This window comes from Streptomyces sp. NPDC005435, assembly GCF_040703155.1.
In the GTDB taxonomy this organism is placed as follows: Bacteria; Actinomycetota; Actinomycetes; order Streptomycetales; family Streptomycetaceae; genus Streptomyces.
Map to the genome: position 1 here is coordinate 181670 of NZ_JBEXEQ010000009.1, position 19278 is coordinate 200947.

20 protein-coding genes are annotated in these 19278 nt (G+C 73.1%); 9 read left to right on the forward strand and 11 right to left on the reverse strand.

Translation table 11 applies throughout. The features are described 5' to 3' along the window. Positions 1-44 precede the first annotated feature (44 nt). A complete protein-coding gene (locus AB0898_RS13925; RefSeq protein WP_366803125.1) occupies positions 45-1037 on the reverse strand; it encodes an NAD(P)/FAD-dependent oxidoreductase in 993 nt (330 codons plus the stop codon). A gap of 70 nt (positions 1038-1107) precedes the next feature. Here AB0898_RS13925 and AB0898_RS13930 point away from each other — a divergent pair, with 70 nt between their 5' ends. The 5 genes from AB0898_RS13930 (at position 1108) to AB0898_RS13950 (ending at position 5432) form a co-directional block, all read left to right on the forward strand. Beyond that, entirely contained in the window at positions 1108-1731 is a 624-nt protein-coding gene (locus tag AB0898_RS13930; protein ID WP_366803126.1) for an XRE family transcriptional regulator, read from the forward strand. Between the two features lie 112 nt (positions 1732-1843). Then, positions 1844-2815: an NADPH:quinone oxidoreductase family protein gene (locus AB0898_RS13935; protein WP_366803127.1), complete on the forward strand. Its 972-nt coding sequence runs from the start codon at positions 1844-1846 to the stop codon at positions 2813-2815. Beyond that, positions 2812-3993, forward strand: a complete 1182-nt coding sequence (locus tag AB0898_RS13940; RefSeq protein WP_366803128.1) for an acyl-CoA dehydrogenase family protein — start codon at positions 2812-2814, stop codon at positions 3991-3993. The genes AB0898_RS13935 and AB0898_RS13940 overlap by 4 nt, the downstream gene beginning before the upstream one ends. Further along, on the forward strand, positions 3990-5102 hold the full coding sequence (locus AB0898_RS13945; RefSeq protein WP_366803129.1) for an acyl-CoA dehydrogenase family protein: 1113 nt from the start codon (positions 3990-3992) through the stop codon (positions 5100-5102). Before AB0898_RS13940 ends, AB0898_RS13945 begins: the two co-directional genes overlap by 4 nt. Before the next feature lie 135 nt (positions 5103-5237). Then, entirely contained in the window at positions 5238-5432 is a 195-nt protein-coding gene (locus AB0898_RS13950; protein ID WP_018546599.1) for a hypothetical protein, read from the forward strand. 24 nt (positions 5433-5456) lie between these two features. Here AB0898_RS13950 and AB0898_RS13955 read toward each other — a convergent pair whose 3' ends face one another. The 4 genes from AB0898_RS13955 to AB0898_RS13970 all read right to left on the reverse strand — a co-directional run bounded on the left by AB0898_RS13955 (position 5457) and on the right by AB0898_RS13970 (position 10841). Continuing rightward, positions 5457-6656, reverse strand: a complete 1200-nt coding sequence (locus AB0898_RS13955; RefSeq protein ID WP_366803130.1) for a phosphodiester glycosidase family protein — start codon at positions 6654-6656, stop codon at positions 5457-5459. Between the two features lie 7 nt (positions 6657-6663). Next, positions 6664-7026 carry a DUF779 domain-containing protein gene (locus AB0898_RS13960; RefSeq protein WP_366803131.1) on the reverse strand — a complete coding sequence of 121 codons (363 nt, stop codon included), beginning with the start codon at positions 7024-7026 and terminating at the stop codon, positions 6664-6666. A 108-nt stretch (positions 7027-7134) separates the two neighbouring features. Beyond that, positions 7135-9060 carry a peptidoglycan recognition family protein gene (locus AB0898_RS13965; protein ID WP_366803132.1) on the reverse strand — a complete coding sequence of 642 codons (1926 nt, stop codon included), beginning with the start codon at positions 9058-9060 and terminating at the stop codon, positions 7135-7137. 254 nt (positions 9061-9314) lie between these two features. Next, positions 9315-10841 (reverse strand): M1 family metallopeptidase, encoded by a 1527-nt coding sequence (locus tag AB0898_RS13970; protein WP_366803133.1) that lies wholly within the window; start codon positions 10839-10841, stop codon positions 9315-9317. A gap of 184 nt (positions 10842-11025) precedes the next feature. Between AB0898_RS13970 and AB0898_RS13975 the strand changes: the two genes are divergently transcribed. After that, positions 11026-11934 carry a UTP--glucose-1-phosphate uridylyltransferase gene (locus tag AB0898_RS13975; RefSeq protein WP_366803134.1) on the forward strand — a complete coding sequence of 303 codons (909 nt, stop codon included), beginning with the start codon at positions 11026-11028 and terminating at the stop codon, positions 11932-11934. 9 nt (positions 11935-11943) lie between these two features. On the opposite strand, the gene AB0898_RS13980 is transcribed toward AB0898_RS13975, so the two are convergent. Continuing rightward, a complete protein-coding gene (locus AB0898_RS13980) occupies positions 11944-12525 on the reverse strand; it encodes a TetR/AcrR family transcriptional regulator (RefSeq protein WP_366803135.1) in 582 nt (193 codons plus the stop codon). An 83-nt stretch (positions 12526-12608) separates the two neighbouring features. On the opposite strand from AB0898_RS13980, the gene AB0898_RS13985 reads away from it, so the two are divergent. Continuing rightward, positions 12609-13328: an SDR family oxidoreductase gene (locus tag AB0898_RS13985; RefSeq protein WP_366803136.1), complete on the forward strand. Its 720-nt coding sequence runs from the start codon at positions 12609-12611 to the stop codon at positions 13326-13328. A gap of 91 nt (positions 13329-13419) precedes the next feature. Here the strand turns inward: AB0898_RS13985 and AB0898_RS13990 are convergent, their stop codons facing one another. Genes AB0898_RS13990 through AB0898_RS14010 form a run of 5 tightly spaced genes read right to left on the reverse strand, consistent with a single transcriptional unit; the run spans position 13420 to position 16458 of the window. Continuing rightward, positions 13420-14184: a PIG-L deacetylase family protein gene (locus tag AB0898_RS13990; protein WP_366803137.1), complete on the reverse strand. Its 765-nt coding sequence runs from the start codon at positions 14182-14184 to the stop codon at positions 13420-13422. Between the two features lie 4 nt (positions 14185-14188). Further along, positions 14189-14875 carry a M15 family metallopeptidase gene (locus AB0898_RS13995; protein WP_366803139.1) on the reverse strand — a complete coding sequence of 229 codons (687 nt, stop codon included), beginning with the start codon at positions 14873-14875 and terminating at the stop codon, positions 14189-14191. After that, the gene (locus tag AB0898_RS14000; protein WP_366803140.1) at positions 14854-15378 is read right to left on the reverse strand and encodes an NUDIX hydrolase; all 525 of its coding nucleotides are present in this window, start codon (positions 15376-15378) and stop codon (positions 14854-14856) included. The genes AB0898_RS13995 and AB0898_RS14000 overlap by 22 nt, the downstream gene beginning before the upstream one ends. Continuing rightward, positions 15375-15944, reverse strand: coding sequence for an NUDIX domain-containing protein (locus AB0898_RS14005; protein WP_366803141.1), 570 nt, complete (start codon positions 15942-15944; stop codon positions 15375-15377). The genes AB0898_RS14000 and AB0898_RS14005 overlap by 4 nt, the downstream gene beginning before the upstream one ends. 37 nt (positions 15945-15981) lie before the next feature. After that, a complete protein-coding gene (locus AB0898_RS14010; protein WP_366803142.1) occupies positions 15982-16458 on the reverse strand; it encodes an NUDIX domain-containing protein in 477 nt (158 codons plus the stop codon). A gap of 138 nt (positions 16459-16596) precedes the next feature. Here AB0898_RS14010 and AB0898_RS14015 point away from each other — a divergent pair, with 138 nt between their 5' ends. Both AB0898_RS14015 and AB0898_RS14020 read left to right on the forward strand, forming a co-directional pair. Next, positions 16597-17910 carry an MFS transporter gene (locus tag AB0898_RS14015; protein WP_366803143.1) on the forward strand — a complete coding sequence of 438 codons (1314 nt, stop codon included), beginning with the start codon at positions 16597-16599 and terminating at the stop codon, positions 17908-17910. A gap of 12 nt (positions 17911-17922) precedes the next feature. Then, on the forward strand, positions 17923-18837 hold the full coding sequence (locus AB0898_RS14020) for an alpha/beta hydrolase (RefSeq protein WP_366803144.1): 915 nt from the start codon (positions 17923-17925) through the stop codon (positions 18835-18837). The last annotated feature ends 441 nt before the right edge of the window (positions 18838-19278 follow it).

Here is a 19278-nt window from a genome sequence, read left to right on the forward strand (position 1 = left end):
GCATCGGGGGAGGGCGGATCACACCCCGGTACGGGAGCCGGGGGTTACGCGGGCTCCGCCGCCTGCGCGTCCAGATCCGCGAAGAGCAGTTCGCCGTTGAGGGCGGCGCCCGCCCGGTAGCCCCGGCTCGCCGCGTTCACCACCTGCTCCGCGAAGCCGCTCGCGTTGCCCGCCGCCCACAGCCCCGGCACGCTCGTCAGCCCCCGCTCGTCGATCACCGGGTACCGGCCGAACGGCGTCTCGCGCATCTCGGCGCCCAGCGCGGTCAGCAGCTCGTCGCGGGGTACGGCGCGCGGGGCGACGTACAGGACCGCGCGGTCGTGGACCGTGCCGTCGCCGAGCCGTACCCCGGTGAGCCGGTCGTCGGTCACCACCAGGCCGGCCACCTCGCCGGGGACGACCTCCACCCCGGCGGCGGCCAGCCTGCGCCGGTCCTCGGCCGCCAGGTCGGACTCCGGTACTTCGTGCAGGAAGAGCCGTACGTCGTCGGACCACTGGGTCACCATCAGCGCCTGGTGCGCGCCGAGCGGGCTGGTGGCGAGCACGCCGGTGGGCAGGTCGCGGGACTCCCAGCCGTGGCAGTACGGGCAGTGGATCACGTCCCGGCCGAAGCGGGCGGCCACGCCCGGGACGGGCGGGAGGTCGTCCCTGAGACCGGTGGCGACGACGAGATGACGGGCGCGTACGGTCCGGCCGCTCGCGAGGGTGACGGTGAAGCCGCCGGGTGCGCGACCGTCAGGTGTCGGGCTCGCGGACACCGCGCGATCCCGCTCCAGTTCGACGCCGTACCGGGCGATCTCCTCGCGCCCCGCCGCCAGGAAGTCCGCCGGTGCCATGCCGTCGCGCGACAGATAGCCGTGCAGGTGGGCCGAGGGCGCGTTGCGCGGTTGGCCCGCGTCCACCACCAGCGTGCGCCGCCTGGCCCGGCCCAGCACCAGCGCGGCGGACAGCCCGGCCGCGCCGCCTCCGACGACGACCACGTCGTAACCGTCCCCGCTGCCGTACTCGTTTCCGGAACTCTCGGTCAAGGTGACCACCTCCGGGTCCGACGGTCGCGCGCTCCCTGCCGTGTTGACAAACCTGTTTGCCGATTCTGCAATGAAAGACATGGACCACAGCCACCAGGGGACGCAGGAAAGCACCGAGGAGAGCACGGAAGAGGTGCTGGCAGGCGTCGGCCCGCGTCTGCGGCGCATCCGCAAGCAGCGGGACGTCACCCTCGCCGCCCTCTCCGAGCGCACCGGCATCTCGGTGAGCACCCTGTCCCGGCTGGAGTCGGGGCTGCGTCGGCCGAGCCTGGAGCTGCTGCTGCCCATCGCACAGGCTCACCAGGTCCCGCTGGACGAGCTGGTCGGCGCGCCGCCGGTCGGCGATCCCCGGGTACGGGCGAAGCCGATGACGCGGGACGGGCGGACCTTTCTGCCGCTGAACCGGCGCCCCGGCGGGCTCCAGGCGTTCAAGGTGCTCGAACCGCAGCGCGTCCGCGAGCCCGACCCGCGCACGCACGAGGGCTACGAGTGGCTGTACGTGCTCTCGGGCAGGCTGCGGCTGGTGCTCGGCGACCACGACGTGGTGCTCGGGCCGGGCGAGGCGGCTGAGTTCGACACCCGGGTGCCGCACTGGTTCGGGTCCACGGGGGAGGGGCCCGTGGAGTTCCTGAGCCTGTTCGGGCCGCAGGGCGAGCGGATGCACGTACGGGCGCGGACGGGGCGGCAGGGGGAGGCGGGCTGATCTCGGGGGGATCGCCGCGGGGGTGGGCGGGACGGCCCTTCCCTCACCGGCAAGCGACCGCTTAGTATGCCGGGGAACCCGGTCGCACGAGGCAGTCCCGTGGAGGCTTCACATGCAGGCATGGCAGGTGCACGAGAACGGCGAGCCGGGTGAGGTGATGCGCCTCGCGGAAGTGGAGCAGCCCGTGCCCGGCGAGGGGCAGGTGCTGCTCCGGGTGCGCGCCGCCAACGTCAACTTCCCGGACGCCCTGCTGTGCCGGGGCCAGTACCAGATCCGGCCACCGCTGCCCTTCACACCCGGCGTCGAGATCTGCGGCGAGACCGAGGACGGGCGCCGGGTGATCGCCAACCCCGCGCTGCCGTACGGCGGTTTCGCGGAGTACGCCCTCGCCGACGCCCGCGCGCTGCTGCCCGCCCCCGACTCGCTGGACGACGCCGAGGCCGCCGCCCTGCACATCGGCTACCAGACCGGCTGGTTCGGCCTGCACCGCAGGGCGCACCTGGAGGCGGGCGAGACCCTGCTCGTCCACGCCGCCGCCGGCGGTGTCGGCAGCGCGGCCGTCCAGCTCGGCAAGGCGGCCGGGGCGCGGGTCATCGGTGTCGTGGGCGGCGCCGAAAAGGCCGCCGTGGCACGTGAGTTGGGCTGCGACGTGGTGGTGGACCGGCTGAGCGAGGACGTGGTCGCCGCCGTCAAGGAGGCCACCGGCGGCCGGGGTGCCGACGTGATCTACGACCCTGTCGGCGGCGCCGCCTACGCGCAGTCCGCCAAGCTCGTCGCCTTCGAGGGCCGGATCGTCGTCGTCGGCTTCGCCAGCGGCACCATCCCGAGCCCCGCCCTCAACCACGCCCTCGTGAAGAACTACTCGATCGTGGGCCTGCATTGGGGCCTGTACAACACCAAGGACCCCAAGCTGGTCCTGCGCTGCCACGAGGAACTCACCGAACTCGCCGCGCGCGGCGCCATCAAGCCGCTGATCAGCGAGCGCGTACCCCTGGACGGCGCGGCCGACGCCGTGCAGCGGGTCGCCGACGGTACGACCACGGGCCGTATCGCCGTGGTCCTGGAGAACGGAGCCGCCGTATGACCGACGCCGGGGAACTGCGCCGCCGCACAGCCGAGTTGCTGGCCGCGCACCCGCCCGCCACCACCGACCGCCTGGACTTCCTGCGCGCGCAGTTCGATGCCGGACTCGCCTGGGTGCACTACCCCGAGGGCCTCGGCGGACTCGGGGTCCCGCGCGCCCTCCAGGCCGTCGTGGACGCCGAGTTGGAGGCCGCGGGGGCTCCCGACAACGACCCCCGGCGCATCGGCATCGGTCTCGGCATGGCCGCGCCGACGATCCTGCGCTACGGCACCGACGAGCAGAAGTCCCGCTTCCTGCGCCCGCTGTGGACCGGCGAGGAGGTGTGGTGCCAGCTGTTCAGCGAGCCCGGCGCCGGCTCCGACCTGGCCGCGCTCGGCACCCGCGCCGTCCGCGACGGCGACTCCTGGGTGGTCGACGGGCAGAAGGTGTGGACCTCCAGCGCCCATCTCGCCCGCTGGGCCATCCTCATCGCCCGCACCGACCCGGACGTGCCCAAGCACGCGGGCATCACGTACTTCATCTGCGACATGACCGACCCGGGTGTCGAGGTCCGGCCGCTGCGCCAGATCACCGGCGAGGCCGAGTTCAACGAGGTCTTCCTCACCGGCGTGCGCATCCCCGACTCCCGCCGCCTCGGCGAGACCGGCGACGGCTGGCGGGTCGCCCAGACCACGCTCATGAACGAGCGCGTCTCCATCGGCGGCATGCGGCTGCCCCGCGAGGGCGGCATGATCGGCCCCGTCGCGAAGACCTGGCGCGAACGCCCGGAACTGCGCACCCACGATCTGCACCAGCGCCTGCTGAAGCTCTGGGTCGAGGCCGAGGTCTCCCGCCTCACCGCCGAACGCCTGCGCCAGCAGCTCGTCGCCGGACAGCCCGGCTACGAGGGCTCCGGCATGAAGCTCGCCTTCGCCCGCCTCAACCAGGAGATCAGCGGCCTGGAGGTCGAACTCCGGGGCGAGGAGGGGCTGTTGTACGACGAGTGGACCATGCGGCGCCCCGAGCTGGTCGACTTCACCGGGCGCGACGCCGGATACCGCTATCTGCGCGCCAAGGGCAACAGTATCGAGGGCGGGACCAGCGAGGTTCTGCTCAACATCGTCGCCGAACGCGTCCTCGGCCTGCCCGCCGAACCGCGCACCGACAAGGACGTCGCCTGGAAGGACCTCGCCCGATGAGCACGACGAACACCGGTGTGCGGACGCCGGACGCCGAACCCGATCTGCTCTACTCGGAAGAGGAGGAAGCGCTCCGCGCCGCCGTCCGTGACCTGCTCGGCGACCACTGCGCCCCCGAGTCCGTGCTCGCCCGCGTCGAGTCGGACACCCCGCACGACCTCGCCCTGTGGAAGCTGCTGGCCGACGGCATGGGCCTGGCCGGACTGCTGATCCCGGAGGAGCTGGGCGGCCAAGGCGCCACGCACCGCGAAGTCGCCGTGGTGCTTGAGGAGTTGGGGCGTTCCGTGGCCCCCGTTCCGTACGTCGCCAGCGCGGTCACCGCCACCGAGGCGCTGCTCGCCTGCGCGGACGCCGAGCTGCTGCGCGACCTCGCCTCCGGACGGGTCGTCGCGGCCCTCGCCGTGGCACTGCACCGCGCCCCCGGCGCCGCGTTCCCGACGGCACGCCTCGAAGGGGGCCTGCTGCACGGGGAGTTGACCGGCATCGCGGACGCGGCCGCCGCCGGCGTGCTGCTCGTCCCGGCCGACGACGGCGGCCTCTACGCGGTGAACGCCGACGCGGTCACCGTCACCCCGCAGCTCTCGCTCGACCTGACGCGCCCGCTCGCCACCGTCACCCTCGCCGGGGCGCCGGGCCGCCGCCTGGGTGCCGCCGATCCCGCCGTGCGACGCGCTCTGACGGCCGCCGCCGGACTGCTCGCCTCCGAGCAACTGGGCATCGCCGACTGGGCGTTGACTGAGACCGTGCGCTATCTCAAGGAGCGCAGGCAGTTCAACCGGCCCGTCGGCGGCTTCCAGGCGGTCAAGCACCGGCTCGCCCAGCTGTGGCTGGAGGTCGTCAGCCTCCGTGCCGCCGCCCGAGCCGCCGCCGACGCGCTCACCACGGGCGTGGACACCGAGGTCGCCGTGGCCGTCGCCCAGGCGTACGCCTCTCCGGCCGCCGTGCACGCCACCGAGGAGGCCGTCCAGCTCCACGGCGGCATCGGCATGACCTGGGAGCACCCCGCGCACCTGTACCTCAAGCGCGCCAAGGCCGACTCGCTCGCCCACGGCACGGCGGGCGCTCATCGGGAGACCCTGGCGACGCTGGTCGATCTTCAGGCGCCCTGACACCGGCCCCGTGACAGCCCCCGTCCGCGCGACATCACCCGGACGGGGGACACGTCAGCCGCCCGGACGAACCCTCCGCTACGCCACACTTGCGGCCGAACGCCGCCCAACGGGCGCGCGCGGAGGAGGTTTCCGATGGCCGTTTCCATCTCGGTGATGTTGCTGCTCCTGATCCTGGCGGTGGTCTTCCTGCGCAATGGCGCACTGAAGATCTCGCACGCCCTGACCTGTGTCCTGCTCGGCTTCTGCCTGGCCGGCACCAGCATGGGCCCGAGCATCTCCAGCGGGCTCACGGCGACGGCGGAGCTGGTGAGCGGGCTGCGGCCCTGATCCCCCGGCTGTCGCCGCACCGGCTCACGGCACCGCGAACACCCCGATGCCGTTCGGTACGGGGCGTTCCGCGCCGCCGCTCGGATGGCTGCGGATCACGACGGTGCCGCCGCGCTCCCGCGTCACCAGCTCGGTCGAACCGCCGCCGTCCAGGTTGAACCCCTCGGCCGCGCCCAGTCTCCGCAGCGTGCCGGCCTCCTCGGCGAGGGTCAGACCGCTCCGGTAGTCGGCGGAGCCGTCCAGCGCGAGCAGCAGGAGCCCCCGGCCGCCGGGGGTGATGCCCACCGCCGTACGCACGGCCGCGACGGTGTCGTCCAGGCCGGGCAGCGGCTCGCCCCGGCTGAGGACGGGAAAGCCGCCGATCGCGAAGGCGTACGGCACCGAGCCCGCCACTAGGCCGTACCTGACGCGCACCCGGTCGCCCACGGACAGCCCGCCCAGCAGCCGCGCCCCGCCGCCCCGCCCGAGCAGCACCGTCGTGTCCCGGTCGATCGGGCCGCCGCCGGGCCCCTCGGACACGGTCACCACCCGGCCGCCGCGCACGGCCACCTCCCGGGCGTCGGTGTCGCAGCCGCCTGCCCTGTCGGTGTCCGTGCCGCATACGGCGCGGGCTCGGGAGACGGTGCCCCACCACATGGTGAAAGCACCTATGGAGTCCTGGGGGACGGCGTACTGGTTGAGGCCGCCGAGCGCGAACGTGCCCGCCGCCGTGTGGACCGAGCCCACCAGCCGCAGCCGTCCCGGCCGGGCCCTGTGGTCGATCCCCACACCCACCACCTCGCGCCCGGTGGTGCCGGGTGGGGGCGTGGGTCCGAAGCGCTGGCCCGCCGGCACCGCCGCCTTCATGGCCCGTCCGTCCGCGACCGCCGGTCCCGAGGTCGCGCCCGTGGCCTCGACGCCCGGATGCCGGGTCTCGGTGATGTCGAAGAAGTCCCCGTTGACCCCCGCGACCGCCCCGGCCGTCTCCGTGAGCCGTGAGACGGTCTCGCGGGCGGCCACCGCGCCCGGATGCAGCAGCCGGACCCGCACATGCCGGTCGCCCAGATCGACGGTGAGCAGATGCGCCCGCGCGGTCCCGGCGGCGCCGGTGACGTCGAACTGCCGGTACCGCACACCCCGTACGACCTGTGTGCCCTCGGGCGCGGCCCCCGCCGGGGCCACGAACACGGTGAGCAGCGCGAACACCGCACCGCACGAAGCGGCCACCGCCGAACGGCGGTTCACGGCGAGGTCAGCCCTCGACCACGTGCGAGCGGATCAGGAACCGTACCCCTTCGGGTGCCTCGAGGGAGAAGCCGCTGCCCCGGCCCGGCACCACGTCCACGGTCAGCCGGGTATGGCTCCAGACCTCGAACTGGGACCTGGACATCCAGAACGGCACCGTCTCCGGCACGTCCTCGACGGCGAGTTCGGCGAGCAGGACGTCGGAGCCGCCGGTGCGGAACTCGCCGGCCGGGTAGCACATGGGCGCGCTGCCGTCGCAGCAGCCGCCGGACTGGTGGAACATCAGCGGACCGTGCTCGGCCCGCAGCTTGCGCACCAGCTCGGCCGCCTGCGGCGTGAGCCGGACGCGAGGGACCTCTTCGTCTGCCATCGCTTCCTCCAATGCCCCCAGTCTGCGGGCTCCCCAACAGCACGTCCAGCACGCGTACTTCACGGCCGAGGGCCGGTCCCGGCGACGGGGCCGGCCCTCGGGGCGTCCTCAGCGCTGCGGTGTCGGACCCGCGTGCGCGGGGGCTCCCGCCGCACCCGGCGTCGAGAGCACGTCCACGTCGCTGGCCCGGACGTAGGCGAGCCGGTGGTCCAGCTGGATCTCGTAGTACGGCTCCTGGCCCTTGATGACCGGCGCCGGGATGTCCTGGAAGGAGGAGCGGTCCACATAGGAGCCGAACACACGTGCCCCGGTCACATACCGCTGGCCGGCCTTGATGGTGTACGGCAGCGGGGTCTCCTGGGCCTCGTCCACGCCGTCGGGGTAGGCGGACTGCTCGGGGAGCGCGCGGCCGTAGACGGGGATCTCGCTCCGGCCCGCCTTGGGGGTGATCATGTGACCGCGCGCGCCGACCGCCGTCGGCCGGCTCTTCGGGTTCTTGAACCACGCCTTGTGGCCCTGGAACCAGATCGCCGTCCAGTCGCCCTTGCGCTCGGCGACCGCGAAGTTCTGGCCCGTCGAGACCCGCGAGGCGAGGTCGTCGATGTCCACCGTGGCGTCGTCGCCGTCCGGGCGCCGGCCGGGGTCCTGGATCAGCGGGGCGTCCTCGGAGGGCTCGGTGTACAGCCGGACGGCGCTCGAACCGTGCGGCGCGCAGGTCGCGCCCTTCTCCGAGCAGCCCGTGAAGAGCGGCTTGTGCTTCGCGTAGTCCGGAAGGATCATCACGACCTCGCTGTCCGGCCCCGCCGTGGCCTTGAGCGGCGCGCCGAGCAGGTCGAAGTAGTGCCGCCAGTCCCAGAAGGGACCGGGGTCGTCGTGCATGTCCGGGATGCTGCCCTCGGTCGGCGAGGGGACGTTGTCGTGCCCGAAGATGTGCCACCGGTCCAGCGGGATGGAGTAACGTTTCGCCAGATATTTCACGAGCCGGGCCGAGGACCGGTACATCTGCTCGGTGTACCAGGCGTCCGGCCGGCGCAGGAAGCCCTCGTGCTCGATGCCGATCGAGCGGCCGTTGACGAACTGGTTGCCGGAGTGCCAGGCGGCGTCCTTGGTCTTCACGTGCTGGGTGACATGACCGTCGCTGGAGCGGATGGAGTAGTGCCAGGACGCCTCCTCCGGGTCCTGGATGGTCGCGAGCATCGAGGCCAGCGGCGCCTCCGTGTCGTGGATGACGATGTACTCGATCCGCTGGTCCTTGGGGCGGTTCGCCAGGTCGTGGTTGCCGTAGGCGTCCTCGTTGATCCGGACGTACGGCGCGCTCAGCCACGAGCAGTTCAGCTCGGGCGGGCACTCGGTGTTCTTCGAGCGCTCCGCGCCCTGCGCGGTGGCGGGGTGCGGGCGCACCCGGGGGTTCGCGGCCAGGACCACGTGCTGCCCGGCGTCGGTGACACGGTCGGCGCCCTTGCGGATGATGTCGAAGACGTCGTTCGCGTACGCCTCGGCCTGTGCGGTGTCGGTCGTCCCGGCGAACTTCGCCACCGCCTCCCACCACTGGGCCGGGTCCGCGCTGAGCGGCTTGCCCAGCTTGCGCTGGGTCTCGGCGAGCAGGGCGGCACCGCCGCGCACATTGGCGGCGTCGTCCTTCTGGAGCCGCTCCAGGGGCAGCTTGAGGAGTCCGGCGGCCCGCCGCAGGTCCGCCTGACCGCCGGTGTTCCGGGAGGCGGCCCCGTGGGAGGCGGCCGGACTCGGCGTCAGCGTCTGCGGCCGGGGTGTCACATGGTGCCGGGGCTGCTCGGGCGGCGGCCCGGCGGAGTCCACCAGGTGCATCGGGCCGTAGCCGCCGACGACACTCGCGACGCCGGGGTGCGAGTCCCACCGCGACTGGAGGTAGGACACGCCCATCAGGACGCTGCGGGGCACGTGGTACTCGGCCGCGGCGGCGGTGTAGTCGTCCTGGAGGCGGTTGTCGGACGGGCCGCCGTCGTCCGAGTGGTCGAGCAGCAGCAGCGGCAGCAGCAGCGCTGCCGAAGCGCTCACACAGACGATTCGCCGGTGTCCGCGCACATAACCGGAGACGCGGGGGGCGACGCGTTTTCTCATACGGGGGGCTCCAACGAGGTCGGCGTGGCCAGAGAATGCGACCAGGGCGCGGGGGTTCGCCCTGCACGTCACCCCTCGTACGTTTCCTTGCCTCGCGCGCCACGTCGCGCCGAGCGTCAACCGCGTGGACCATCCCCCGCGCCGAGGCCACCCGGTCGGCGGCAGTCGCGCCCCGCCCGGCGGACGACGGGTCAGCCGCCCTCCACCGGGTCCGTGTGCCAGTCCGGGTGACCCGGCATCGGCGGGGTGTGCGCGCCGTACAGCCAGGGCTCCAGAAACGGTGTCAGGTCCTCACCCGCGACCTTGGAGGCCAGCCTGACGAAGTCTCGGGTGCCGGCCGTCCTCCCCTGGTACTCCGTCACCCAGGTGCGCTCGATCCGCGCGAAGGTGTCCGCGCCGACCTTCTCCCGCAGGGCGTACAGCACCAGCGCGGAGCCGTCGTAGCGGATCTTCCGGAACAGCGTTCCCTCGGTCGGCTCGGCCGGGGCGCCGTCGTCGTGGCGCCACTGGTCGTGCTGCTCGTAGGCCGAACGCATCATGTCCGCCATGCTCGGACCGCCGTGGCCGTCGGCGTACAGCAGCTCGTAGAACCGGGCGTGACCCTCGCTCAGCCACAGGTCGGACCAGCGGTGGATCGCCACGCTGTCGCCGGTCCAGTGGTGGGTGAGCTCGTGGACGAGGTTGCGCTCGGCGGTCACCTGATCCCCCAGCAGATCGGCGCTCGGCAGGGTCGACAGCGACTGGGTCTCCAGCGCCACGGGCAGATCGCCCGCGCCCACGAGCACGCCGTAGCGGCGGAACGGGTACGGACCCAGCCGCTGCTCCAGCCAGGCGAGATGGTCCGGCGTCAGCGAGCGGTACGCCTGGGTGCCGGCCACCAGCGAGTCCGGCACCACGTCCCTGACGGGCAGCCCGTTCGGCCCCTTGCCGTCGATGACCGTCAGCCTGCCGATCGCGACCTGGACCAGCTGGGCGGCGAGCGGCTGCTCCGAGTCGTACGTCCACCGGGTCCGCCCGCCCGGCAGGGGCTCGCGCTTGACGAGCCGTCCGTTGGCGACGGCCGTGATGCCCGGCGGGGTGGTGACGCGGAAGGTGTACGGCGCGCGCAGGCTGGGGTGGTCGTCCGCCGGGAAGATCATCTTGGCGCCGTCGGGCTGCGGCGACAGCAGGGTGCCGTCGTCGGTGGGCACCCAGCCGTAGTCCTGGATCGCGTCGTCGCGGTGGCGGCGCTGCGTCGGGTCGGCGGTGTACGCCACCCGCACGGTGAACCGGTGCCCGCGCGCGAGGGGCCGGGCCGGTGTGACGACCAGCTCGTCCCCCTTCCGCTCGGTCCTCGCCGGGGCCCCGTCCACGGTGACGGCGCCCAGCGTGTTCCCGGCGAAGTCGAGGTCGAACCGGGACAGGGCCTGGGTGGCGGTCGCGGCGAGGGTCGCGGTGGCGGGGAAGGGGGTGCGGGGCGCGCGCCAGTCGAAGTCGAGGGTGTACCGGTCGACGGTGTACCCGCCGTTGCCGTCGAGCGGCACGAGCGGGTCGCCGATGCCGGGCGCGCCGGGCGCGGGGATGTCGGCGGCCCGGGTGGCGGTATGGGCCGTACCGGGGGCGGGCTGGGCGTCCGGGGTCCTGGAGCGCGGTTCGAGGACGAGGAAGGCGGTGGCGGTGAGCGCGACGGCGGTACCGGTCAGGGCGAGGAGCGGGAGGGTGCGGCGGGGCAGAGGCATGGCGGCACTATGTCAGGGGTGGGGTGATATCAGGGGTTTGGTAGGGGTTTCCCTGATGTCGGTGCCCTCCCCGGGGGCCGCCCGCTGTCCCCGGACTGTGCGGAAGATGTCAACCCCGCACAGCCTTCGTCGTTAGCGTCGGTGCCTGCTGTGACACCCCCTCGGAACAACCTCTGGAGCGCTGATGCCCCCCACCATCCGCCGGGCCGTGATTCCCGCCGCCGGGCTCGGATCGCGGCTGCTGCCGCTGACCAAGGCCACGCCCAAGGAGATGCTGCCGGTCGGTGACAAGCCGGTCGTGGAGCACACCGTGCGCGAGCTGGTGGACTCCGGCATCACCGACATCACCATCGTCGTCTCCGGCGGCAAGTCCCTGATCCAGGACCACTTCCGCCCCAACCCGGCGCTCGTACGGCAGCTTCGGCAGGACGGCAAGACCGCCTACGCCGACGCCGTGGAGGAGGTCGCCGAGCTGGCCCGGCAGGGCCACATCACCTACCTCGACCAGCACGGCCCGTACGGCAACGGCACCCCCGTCCTCAACGCCGCCCGCGGCTTCGGCGACGAACCCGCCCTGGTCCTGTGGCCCGACGACGTCTTCGTGGCCGAGGTCCCGCGCGCCCAGCAGCTCATCCGCGCCTACGAACAGACCGGCTGCCCCGTCCTCGCCCTCCTCCCGATGGACCCCGCCGACTCCCGCCGCTACGGCGTCCCGGTCGTCAAGGAGGACCTCGGCGACGGCATGGTGCGCATCACCGGCCTGGTCGAGAAGCCGGAGCCGGAGGCGGCGCCGTCGGCCTACGCGGCCATCGGCGGCTACGTCGTCACCCCCGGCATCGTCGACGAACTCCGCGAGCAGACCCGGCTCTGGTACGAGGCGGAACGGCGGGGCGCCCCGGCCGGCGAGGTCTACCTCACCGACGCCCTCAACGCCTACGCCGCCCACCACGCGGTCTACGGCCAGGTCATCCAGGGCGAGTGGTACGACACCGGCAACCCCGCCGACTATCTGGTGGCCCAGATGGCCCACGCCCTGTCCCACCCCGAATACGGCCCGGTCCTGCGGGAGTTGGTGCGCAGGCTCGACGGCTGACGGCCGGTCTCAGGGCCGGGTCAGCATGGCCACCAGGTCGTCCGCGAGGGCGTCGTCCACCGGGCGGCCGGTGGCCAGCAAGCGGTACCACAGGGCGCCGAAGACCAGGTCGAGGACCGTCTCCGGCGTGGGGGAGGAGGGCAGATCACCCCGGGCGCGGGCACGGTCCAGGACGACCTGGAGCGCCTCCCGTCTGCGCTCGAGCAGGTCCGCGCGGAAGACCCGGCCGAACTCAGGGTCGATCTGCGCCTGCGCCATCAGCACCCGCAGGATGTCGGCGACCGGGCGTCTGCGGCTGAGCGCGAAGGTGTCGGTGAGGAATTCCCGCAGGTCCGCCGCGTAGGAGCCGTGGTCCGCGTTGGACACGAACAGGCCGGCCTTCGCCGCGAGCGCCTCCAGCAGGACGTGCGCCTTCGACGGCCACCAGCGGTAGATCGTCTGCTTGCCGCAGCCGGCCCGGCTCGCGATGCCCTCGATCGTGAGGTCCGCGTAGCCGGCCTCGCCGACGAGTTCGTAGGCGGCGGCCAGGATCGCGGTCCGGCTCTCCTCGCTGCGTCTGCGGCCTCGTCGGGGTGGGGGTTGCCTGTCCATGACCATGGGGGCTAGCTTAATCGAGACGCGACGGTTCGAAATAAGCGGGCCGTGCTGACGGCTCGCGTTGAGGAGATTTGGTCATGTCCCAGCACACAGCTCTGGTGGTCGGCGGCACGTCCGGGATCGGGCTCGCCACGGCGCGCCTGCTCGCGGCACGCGGCGCGAGCGTGCACATCGTCGGCCGCGGCAAGGAACGGCTCGACGCCGTCGCCGCCACCGACCCCGCCCTCGTCGGCCACCGGGCCGACGCCGCCGACGGCGACGCGATCCGCGCCGTCGCCGAGGGCATCGGCAAGATCGACTGGCTGGTCCTCGCGGCCAGTGGCGGCGAAGGCGCGGGCCCGCTCGCCGAGTTGGACCTCACCGTCCTGCGCCGGGCCTTCGACGCCAAGCTCTGGACGCACCTCGCCACACTCCAGGCGGTCCTGCCGCACCTGACCCCGAACGGCTCGGTCACCCTGCTCGGCGCCGTCAGCGCCCGCACCGGAATGCCGGGCACCGCCGGACTCGCCGCCGTCAACGGCGCGGTCGAGGCACTGGTACGCCCCCTCGCCGTGGAACTCGCCCCGATCCGCGTGAACGCCGTCTCCCCGGGCCTGGTCGACACCCCCTGGTGGGACGGGCTCCCGGAGGAGGCGCGGCAGGGCTACTTCGCCCAGGCGGCCGCCGCCCTTCCCGTACGGCACGTCGCCACGGCGGAGGAGGTGGCCGAGGTGGTGGCCCTCGCGGCGACGAACGGCAACCTCACGGGGACGGTGCTGGAGGCGGACGGCGGGGCGCGGCTGGTGACGCTGGGGTGAACGACTTTGCGGGGTGCGGGGGTTGGAGGCATCGGGCGGCTGAGGGCGCCGGGCGGTTCGGGCCGTCGGGTGAGTCGGGCCGTGAGGCGGTTCAGGCCGTGAGCTCGGTCAGGGGCGGTGTGGCCGGGGTCAGACCCACCCGCAGGTAGTACTCCGTGCCGATGATGCGGTGCCGTGTCGCGGCGGGGAGGCGGGCGAGGATGCCGGGAAGCGGGCGTTCGCGTTCGACCTGGCTGCGGTGGGCCAGGATCGCCGCCCACTTGCGGTCCAGCCACGGGCGTACGTCCACCACCGCGCTCACCTGCTCGCGCGGCACGGCCAGGACGGACTTGCGGACCCTCGTCATCAGGGGTCCGAGGTCGGCCACCGCCGAGTCGGGGTGGGTCGCCAGATACACCGCGCCCGGCTGCCATGGCTCGCCCGCCTCGGGGTGGAGGTCCCCGAGCCCGGCGGCGGCCGCCGCGAGCAGGGTGACCTGGTGGGTGCGGCGGTGGTCCGGGTGGCCGGTGAGACCGCCGTACGCGTCGTGCGTGAGGACGATCTCCGGGCGCGCGGCGCGGATGGCGGCCACCACCCGGGCGACCGCCTCCTCCAGCGGCACGTCGCACCAACGCGGCCGCCCCGGCGCCGAGTCGGGGGCGCGGTCGTCGGCATAGCCGAGCATCTGAGGCGGCTCGGCGCCCAAGGCCCGTACGGCATCGGCCAGTTCGTCCGCGCGCCGGGTGCCGGGCGCCCAGGTGGCGGTCACGACCGTCGTCCGGGCGCCCGCCGCCGCGTGCCGGGCGAGGACACCGCCGGCGACCAGCGACTCGTCGTCCGGGTGGCCGAACACGGCCAGGATGCCGGGCGGTGTCATCGGCTCACCGCTCCGGCGAGAGGGCGTGGTCCTCCACCGGGCCGTACAGCGCGGCGGGCTGGTCCGTCCGGAACGCCCAGTAGCGGTCGCCCCAGCTCCAATGCCACCACTCCGTCCCGTAGTTGACCAGGCCCGCCGAGGTCAGGGCGGCCGAGAGGAGGGCGCGGTGCTCACGGGCCCGGTCGCCGATGTTGGTGGCGTCGGTGTAGCAGGCGCCCGCGCTCTCCTCCGGGGTGGCGTTCATCCGCGTGCCCATGTCGAGTTCGACGCCGTCGCCGTCGGTCAGGGTGAGGTCGACGGCCGCGCCCGCGCTGTGCGGGGCGATCTCCGGGGGCGAGACATAGCGGCTGGCGGCGTCGCGGAGGCGGTCCGACGGCCACTCGGGATTGTCCCGGGCGAGTTCGCCCGCGTACTTCGCGAAGTACCGCCGCTGCAGGGCCGGTGGCCGGTACCCCTCCACGATCAGCAGACCGAGCCCGTCCGGCAGCAGCGACCGCGCGTGCAGCAGCCGCTCCACGACCCCCTCCCGCAGCTGCGCGAAGGCGCCGGCCGCGTCCCGCCTGCGGGCGTCCACATGGAACGCCCCGCCCACGCGGACGTCCACCAGCCGCTCCCCGCACTCCCTGACCGGTATCCCGGCCACCCGGGCGTCGGACATCAGCACGATGCTCACTCGGTCTCCCAGTCCCATGCGTCGAAGTATGCCGCCACACCGGTGAGCCGGGCCTCCAGCACCGCGCTCAGCCGGGCGAAGTCCCTTGACGGCATGAGCGGTTGCCACGCGCCGAGCGGCAGCACCCGCGCCTCGTCGTGTTCCTCCGGGTCGAGTACGAGACCCCGGATCTCCGCCTCGCCGAGCCGCCCGCCGTCGAAGACGAGCCCCATCGTGCTGTACGGCCACGGGGAGCCCGGCAGCCCGAACACCGTCGCCAGCAGCCGGGGCGGCCCCGTCACCCGGATGCCGGTCTCCTCCTCGCACTCCCGGACGGCCGTCTGCCACGGACGTTCCCCGGGCTCCATCGTGCCGCCCGGGAACTGCCAGGGGTGCTCGGCGCTGTAGACACCGTGCAGTTGCAGGGGCCGGTCGTGCTCGTCGGTGAAGAAGACGCAGGCGAAACCGGTGGCCTTCATGACCGTCTCGGCGTACTCCGCCGGAGGCAGCCAGACCTTCTTCCCGAGGGGTTTCTGTTTCAACGAGCCTCCGTGAGAGGGATGTTCGGGCTACCGGCCGCGCCGCCGAACCGTGCGGGGACGATACGGAGCCGCTCCGTCGCCGGGTCGTGGGCGACGGTGTCGCCCGGTTCCTGGAAATGCAGGGCCAGTCGGGCTCCGGCCCGGTAGGCGGTCAGGCCCGCGTGGCAGTACGCCACCACCGGCGCGGGCAGCGCGTCGAGGCCGGCCCAGGTCATCGCGTCGCACACCTCGGGCTCCATGACCGCGGGCTCGCCCGACCAGCGGCGCACCTCGAAGAACAGACCCACGCGCGCGCTGCCGCCGGGGCCGCGGTGGTGCACGGTGAGGGCGGCCCGCACGTCGTCCGGCGCGATGAGCACGCCGGTCTCCTCCCGCGCCTCCCGGATCAGCGCCGTCACCACGTCCTCGTGCGGCCCGTCCAGATGCCCGGACGGCAGGTGCCACAGCCCCGCCGCGTAGACCCGCCCCGCCCGCCGGGACATCAGCACCTCGGGGCCGCGCTCGCCCTCGCGGCGCAGGATCAGATGAACGTCCACCGGCTCGGTGTGACGGCGCCCGGCGCTCAACGGCGGCCCTTCTCACCGGACTTGGGAGTCACCCGACTCACCAGCCCAGCTCCGTGTACGCGCGCCCGGCGCGGATGCCCTCGATGGCCGCGCGGGCGTAGGGGACGACCGGGTCCGGGAGGGCGTCTGGGGGCCACCAGCGCCACGCCAGGCACTTGTCCGGTTCCCGCACCTCCGGCATGCCCTTCAAGTTCCGTACACGGAAGACCAGTTGCATGCGGGGCCGGGTGTGCCGGGCGTCCAGCAGATGCACCACGTGCGCGAACTCCACCTCGGCGGGGTCGATCACCAGCCCGCCCTCCTCGTACGCCTCCCGCACCAGGCACGCGATGGCGGACTCCTGCTCGCAGTGACCGGCCAGGAAATGCCAACTCCCGCCCTCGTAGGCGGAGTCGGGATGGCGCAGGCCGAGCAGCACCCGCCCCTCCGGGTCCTCCGCGTACAGGTGGACGCCGATGACGTTCAGGATTCTCCCGCCCCGCGCTGGTGTGAAGTCGGCGTCGTCGGCGGGCATTTAGGCACCTCTCGGGCGGATACGGCGGGCTTGCTCAGACTGCCCCGGCATGGGCGGGGTCATGCCGCAGGGCGCGGGGATGACCGGTTCGGGGCAGGTGGCGTGAACCCGGCGGTCGTTGGGGGAGACTGGCCGGTCGTGGACCTTGGACGTGTACTGCTCGACGTGACCCCGCTGCGCTCGTCGCCCGCCTTCCGGCGGCTGTGGCTGGGGCAGACCCTGTCCGGGTTCGGCGGGCAGATGACGGCCGTCGCCGTGATGTTCCAGATCTGGCGGACGACCGGGAGCACGGCGTGGACCGGCGCCGTCGGTCTGGCGCAGGCGGCCCCGCTCGTCGGCCTCGGGCTCTTCGCGGGCGCGCTGGCCGACCGGGTGGAGCGCCGCCGCCTCTATCTGTGGACGACCGCGGGCCAGGCCGTCTGCTCGCTGCTCCTTGCGCTCCAGGGGTTCCTCGGACCGCTGCCGCCCGCCGGCGTGCTGGGACTCGTCGCCCTCCAGTCCTGCTTCGTCGCCGGAGGGGCGCCGGTCTCGCGGACGTTCGTCCCGCAGCTGCTCCCCGAGCAGCAACGCGCGGCCGGCCTCGCGCTGCGGCGCATCGCCATGCAGGCCGCCATGCTGGCCGGACCCGCGCTGGGCGGTCTGCTCGTGAGCGGAGCGGGCGTCGGCGGATGCTACCTGGTCGACTCCGTCACCTTCCTCGCCGCGCTCCTCGGCGCCCTCGGCCTGCCCCGGATGCCGCCCGACGGCGACGGCGAGCCCGCCCGGCCGGGGCTGCGCGGCGTCGGGGACGGCCTGGCCTTCCTCGTGCGCACGCCCGTCGTGCGCGGGGCGCTGCTCACCGACCTGGCGGCGACCGTGCTGTCCATGCCGATCAGCCTGTTCCCGCTGGTCAACGCCGAGCGGTTCGGCGGCGATCCGCGCACGCTCGGCCTGTTCCTCACCGCGATCGCCGTCGGCGGGGTGAGCGCGTCCCTGCTGTCCGGGACCTTCACCCGGAGCCCGCGCCCCGGACGGGTCATGCTCGTCGCCTCCGCCGCGTGGGGAGCCGCGCTGATCCTCTTCGGGCTGTCGGCCGATCCCTGGCTCGGGCTGGCCTTCCTCGTCGTCGCGGGCGCCGCCGACACGGTGTCCGTGGTCGCCCGCAGCACGGTCGTCCAGGCGCACACCCCGCGCCCGCTGCTCGGGCGGGTCGGCGCGGCCGAGCAGATCGTGGGCCAGGCCGGGCCCGACCTCGGCAATCTGCGCGGCGGACTCGTCGCGTCCGTCACCACCGGCACGACGGCGCTCGTCAGCGGAGGTCTGCTGTGTGTGCTCGCGGTCGTCGCCGTGGGCGCCACCACGGCCGAGCTGCGCCGTAGCCCCGCGTACCGCGAGGGTGGCCGTGCGTGCCCGTGCGATAAAAATGTCGCCTGTGACACGATAAGTGAGGAATGTGCCCATCTTCAGACATAGGAGGGCGCTGATATGCCGAACGCCGAGCACGCGCGGGAGGCGCTCAAGGGCTTCCTCGACATGTGGGTGACCGGCACGACGGCCGGCCTCCGCGCGCCCCTGCTGCACCGGCCGGGTGAGGTCGGGCTCCCGTACGAGGACGTGTTCTTCCCGTCCATGGACGGCGTGCCGCTCGACGGCTGGTTCATCCCGGCCGACTCGGACAGGCTGGTCATCCACAACCACTTCCTGCCGGGCAACCGGTGCGGTTACCCGGGCCAGTTGCCCCAGTTCGGCGGCCTGGGCGGCTTCGAGGTGAACTTCCTCCCGGAGTACAAGGCGCTGCACGACGCGGGCTACAACATCCTCGCCTACGACCTCCGCAACTTCGGCCTGAGCGGCGCGGCCAACGGCGACACCGTGGGCATCGGACTGCTGGAGTACCGGGACGTCGTCGGCTCGGTGCGCTACGCCAAGTCCCGCCCCGACACGGCCGCCATGGACACCGTCCTGCTCAGCGTCTGCCTCGGCGCGGACTCGACGTGCGTCGCCATGGCCAGGCACCCCGAGGAGTTCGAGGACATCAAGTCGCTGATCCTCCTCCAGCCCGTCTCGGGCAGCTACATCATCGAGGAGTTCGTCAAGGCGAACGACATCCCCCACGGCTACGAGGAATTCGACCGCGCCCTCTTCGAACGCACCGGCTTCCACCTCGCCGAGCAGTCCCCCCTGGAGTACGCCAAGTCGATCCGCATCCCCACCCTCGTCGCCCAGGTCCACCACGACTCGATGACCCGGCCCGAGGACGTGCAGTCGATCTACGACGCGATCCCGGCGGAGGACAAGAAGCTCGTGTGGATCGAGGGGACGACGCAGCGGTTCCGGGGCTACAACTACTTCGGCGAGCATCCGGAGGTCGCGATCGAGTGGTTCGATTCGCATATGTAGCTGGAGCATGTGTGGGGCGTCTGTGTGTGGGGTGCGCACATGGGGGCCGCCCACATAGGGCCCGCCCACATGCGTCCACGCGCCCCAGACCTGCGGAGTTCCTCAGCGGCTACGAACCCGAGCTGATCCGCGCCGACCCCCACCGCCAGGCCGTACGGGCGAGCGCGTCACGCGCTAAGACAAGCAGCACCTCTTCCCGACGGAGACCGCGATCTACCGCGCGGGCGCGACCGGACGCACCCTCGAACTCGGCGGCCGGCGGCTGGACCTTGGCATCTGCCACGACTCCGGCTTCCCCGAGCACGCCCGAGCCGGCCTGCGGAGCCGTCGCCGTAAGAGCCTCGTCAAGGCAGGCCCCGGTGGCGTAAGAGGGCTGTCAACGTGGGGGCCGGACCGGGCGGGGGAGGGGTTTGCTCGAAGGGTAAGCGATCAGTTCTTTCC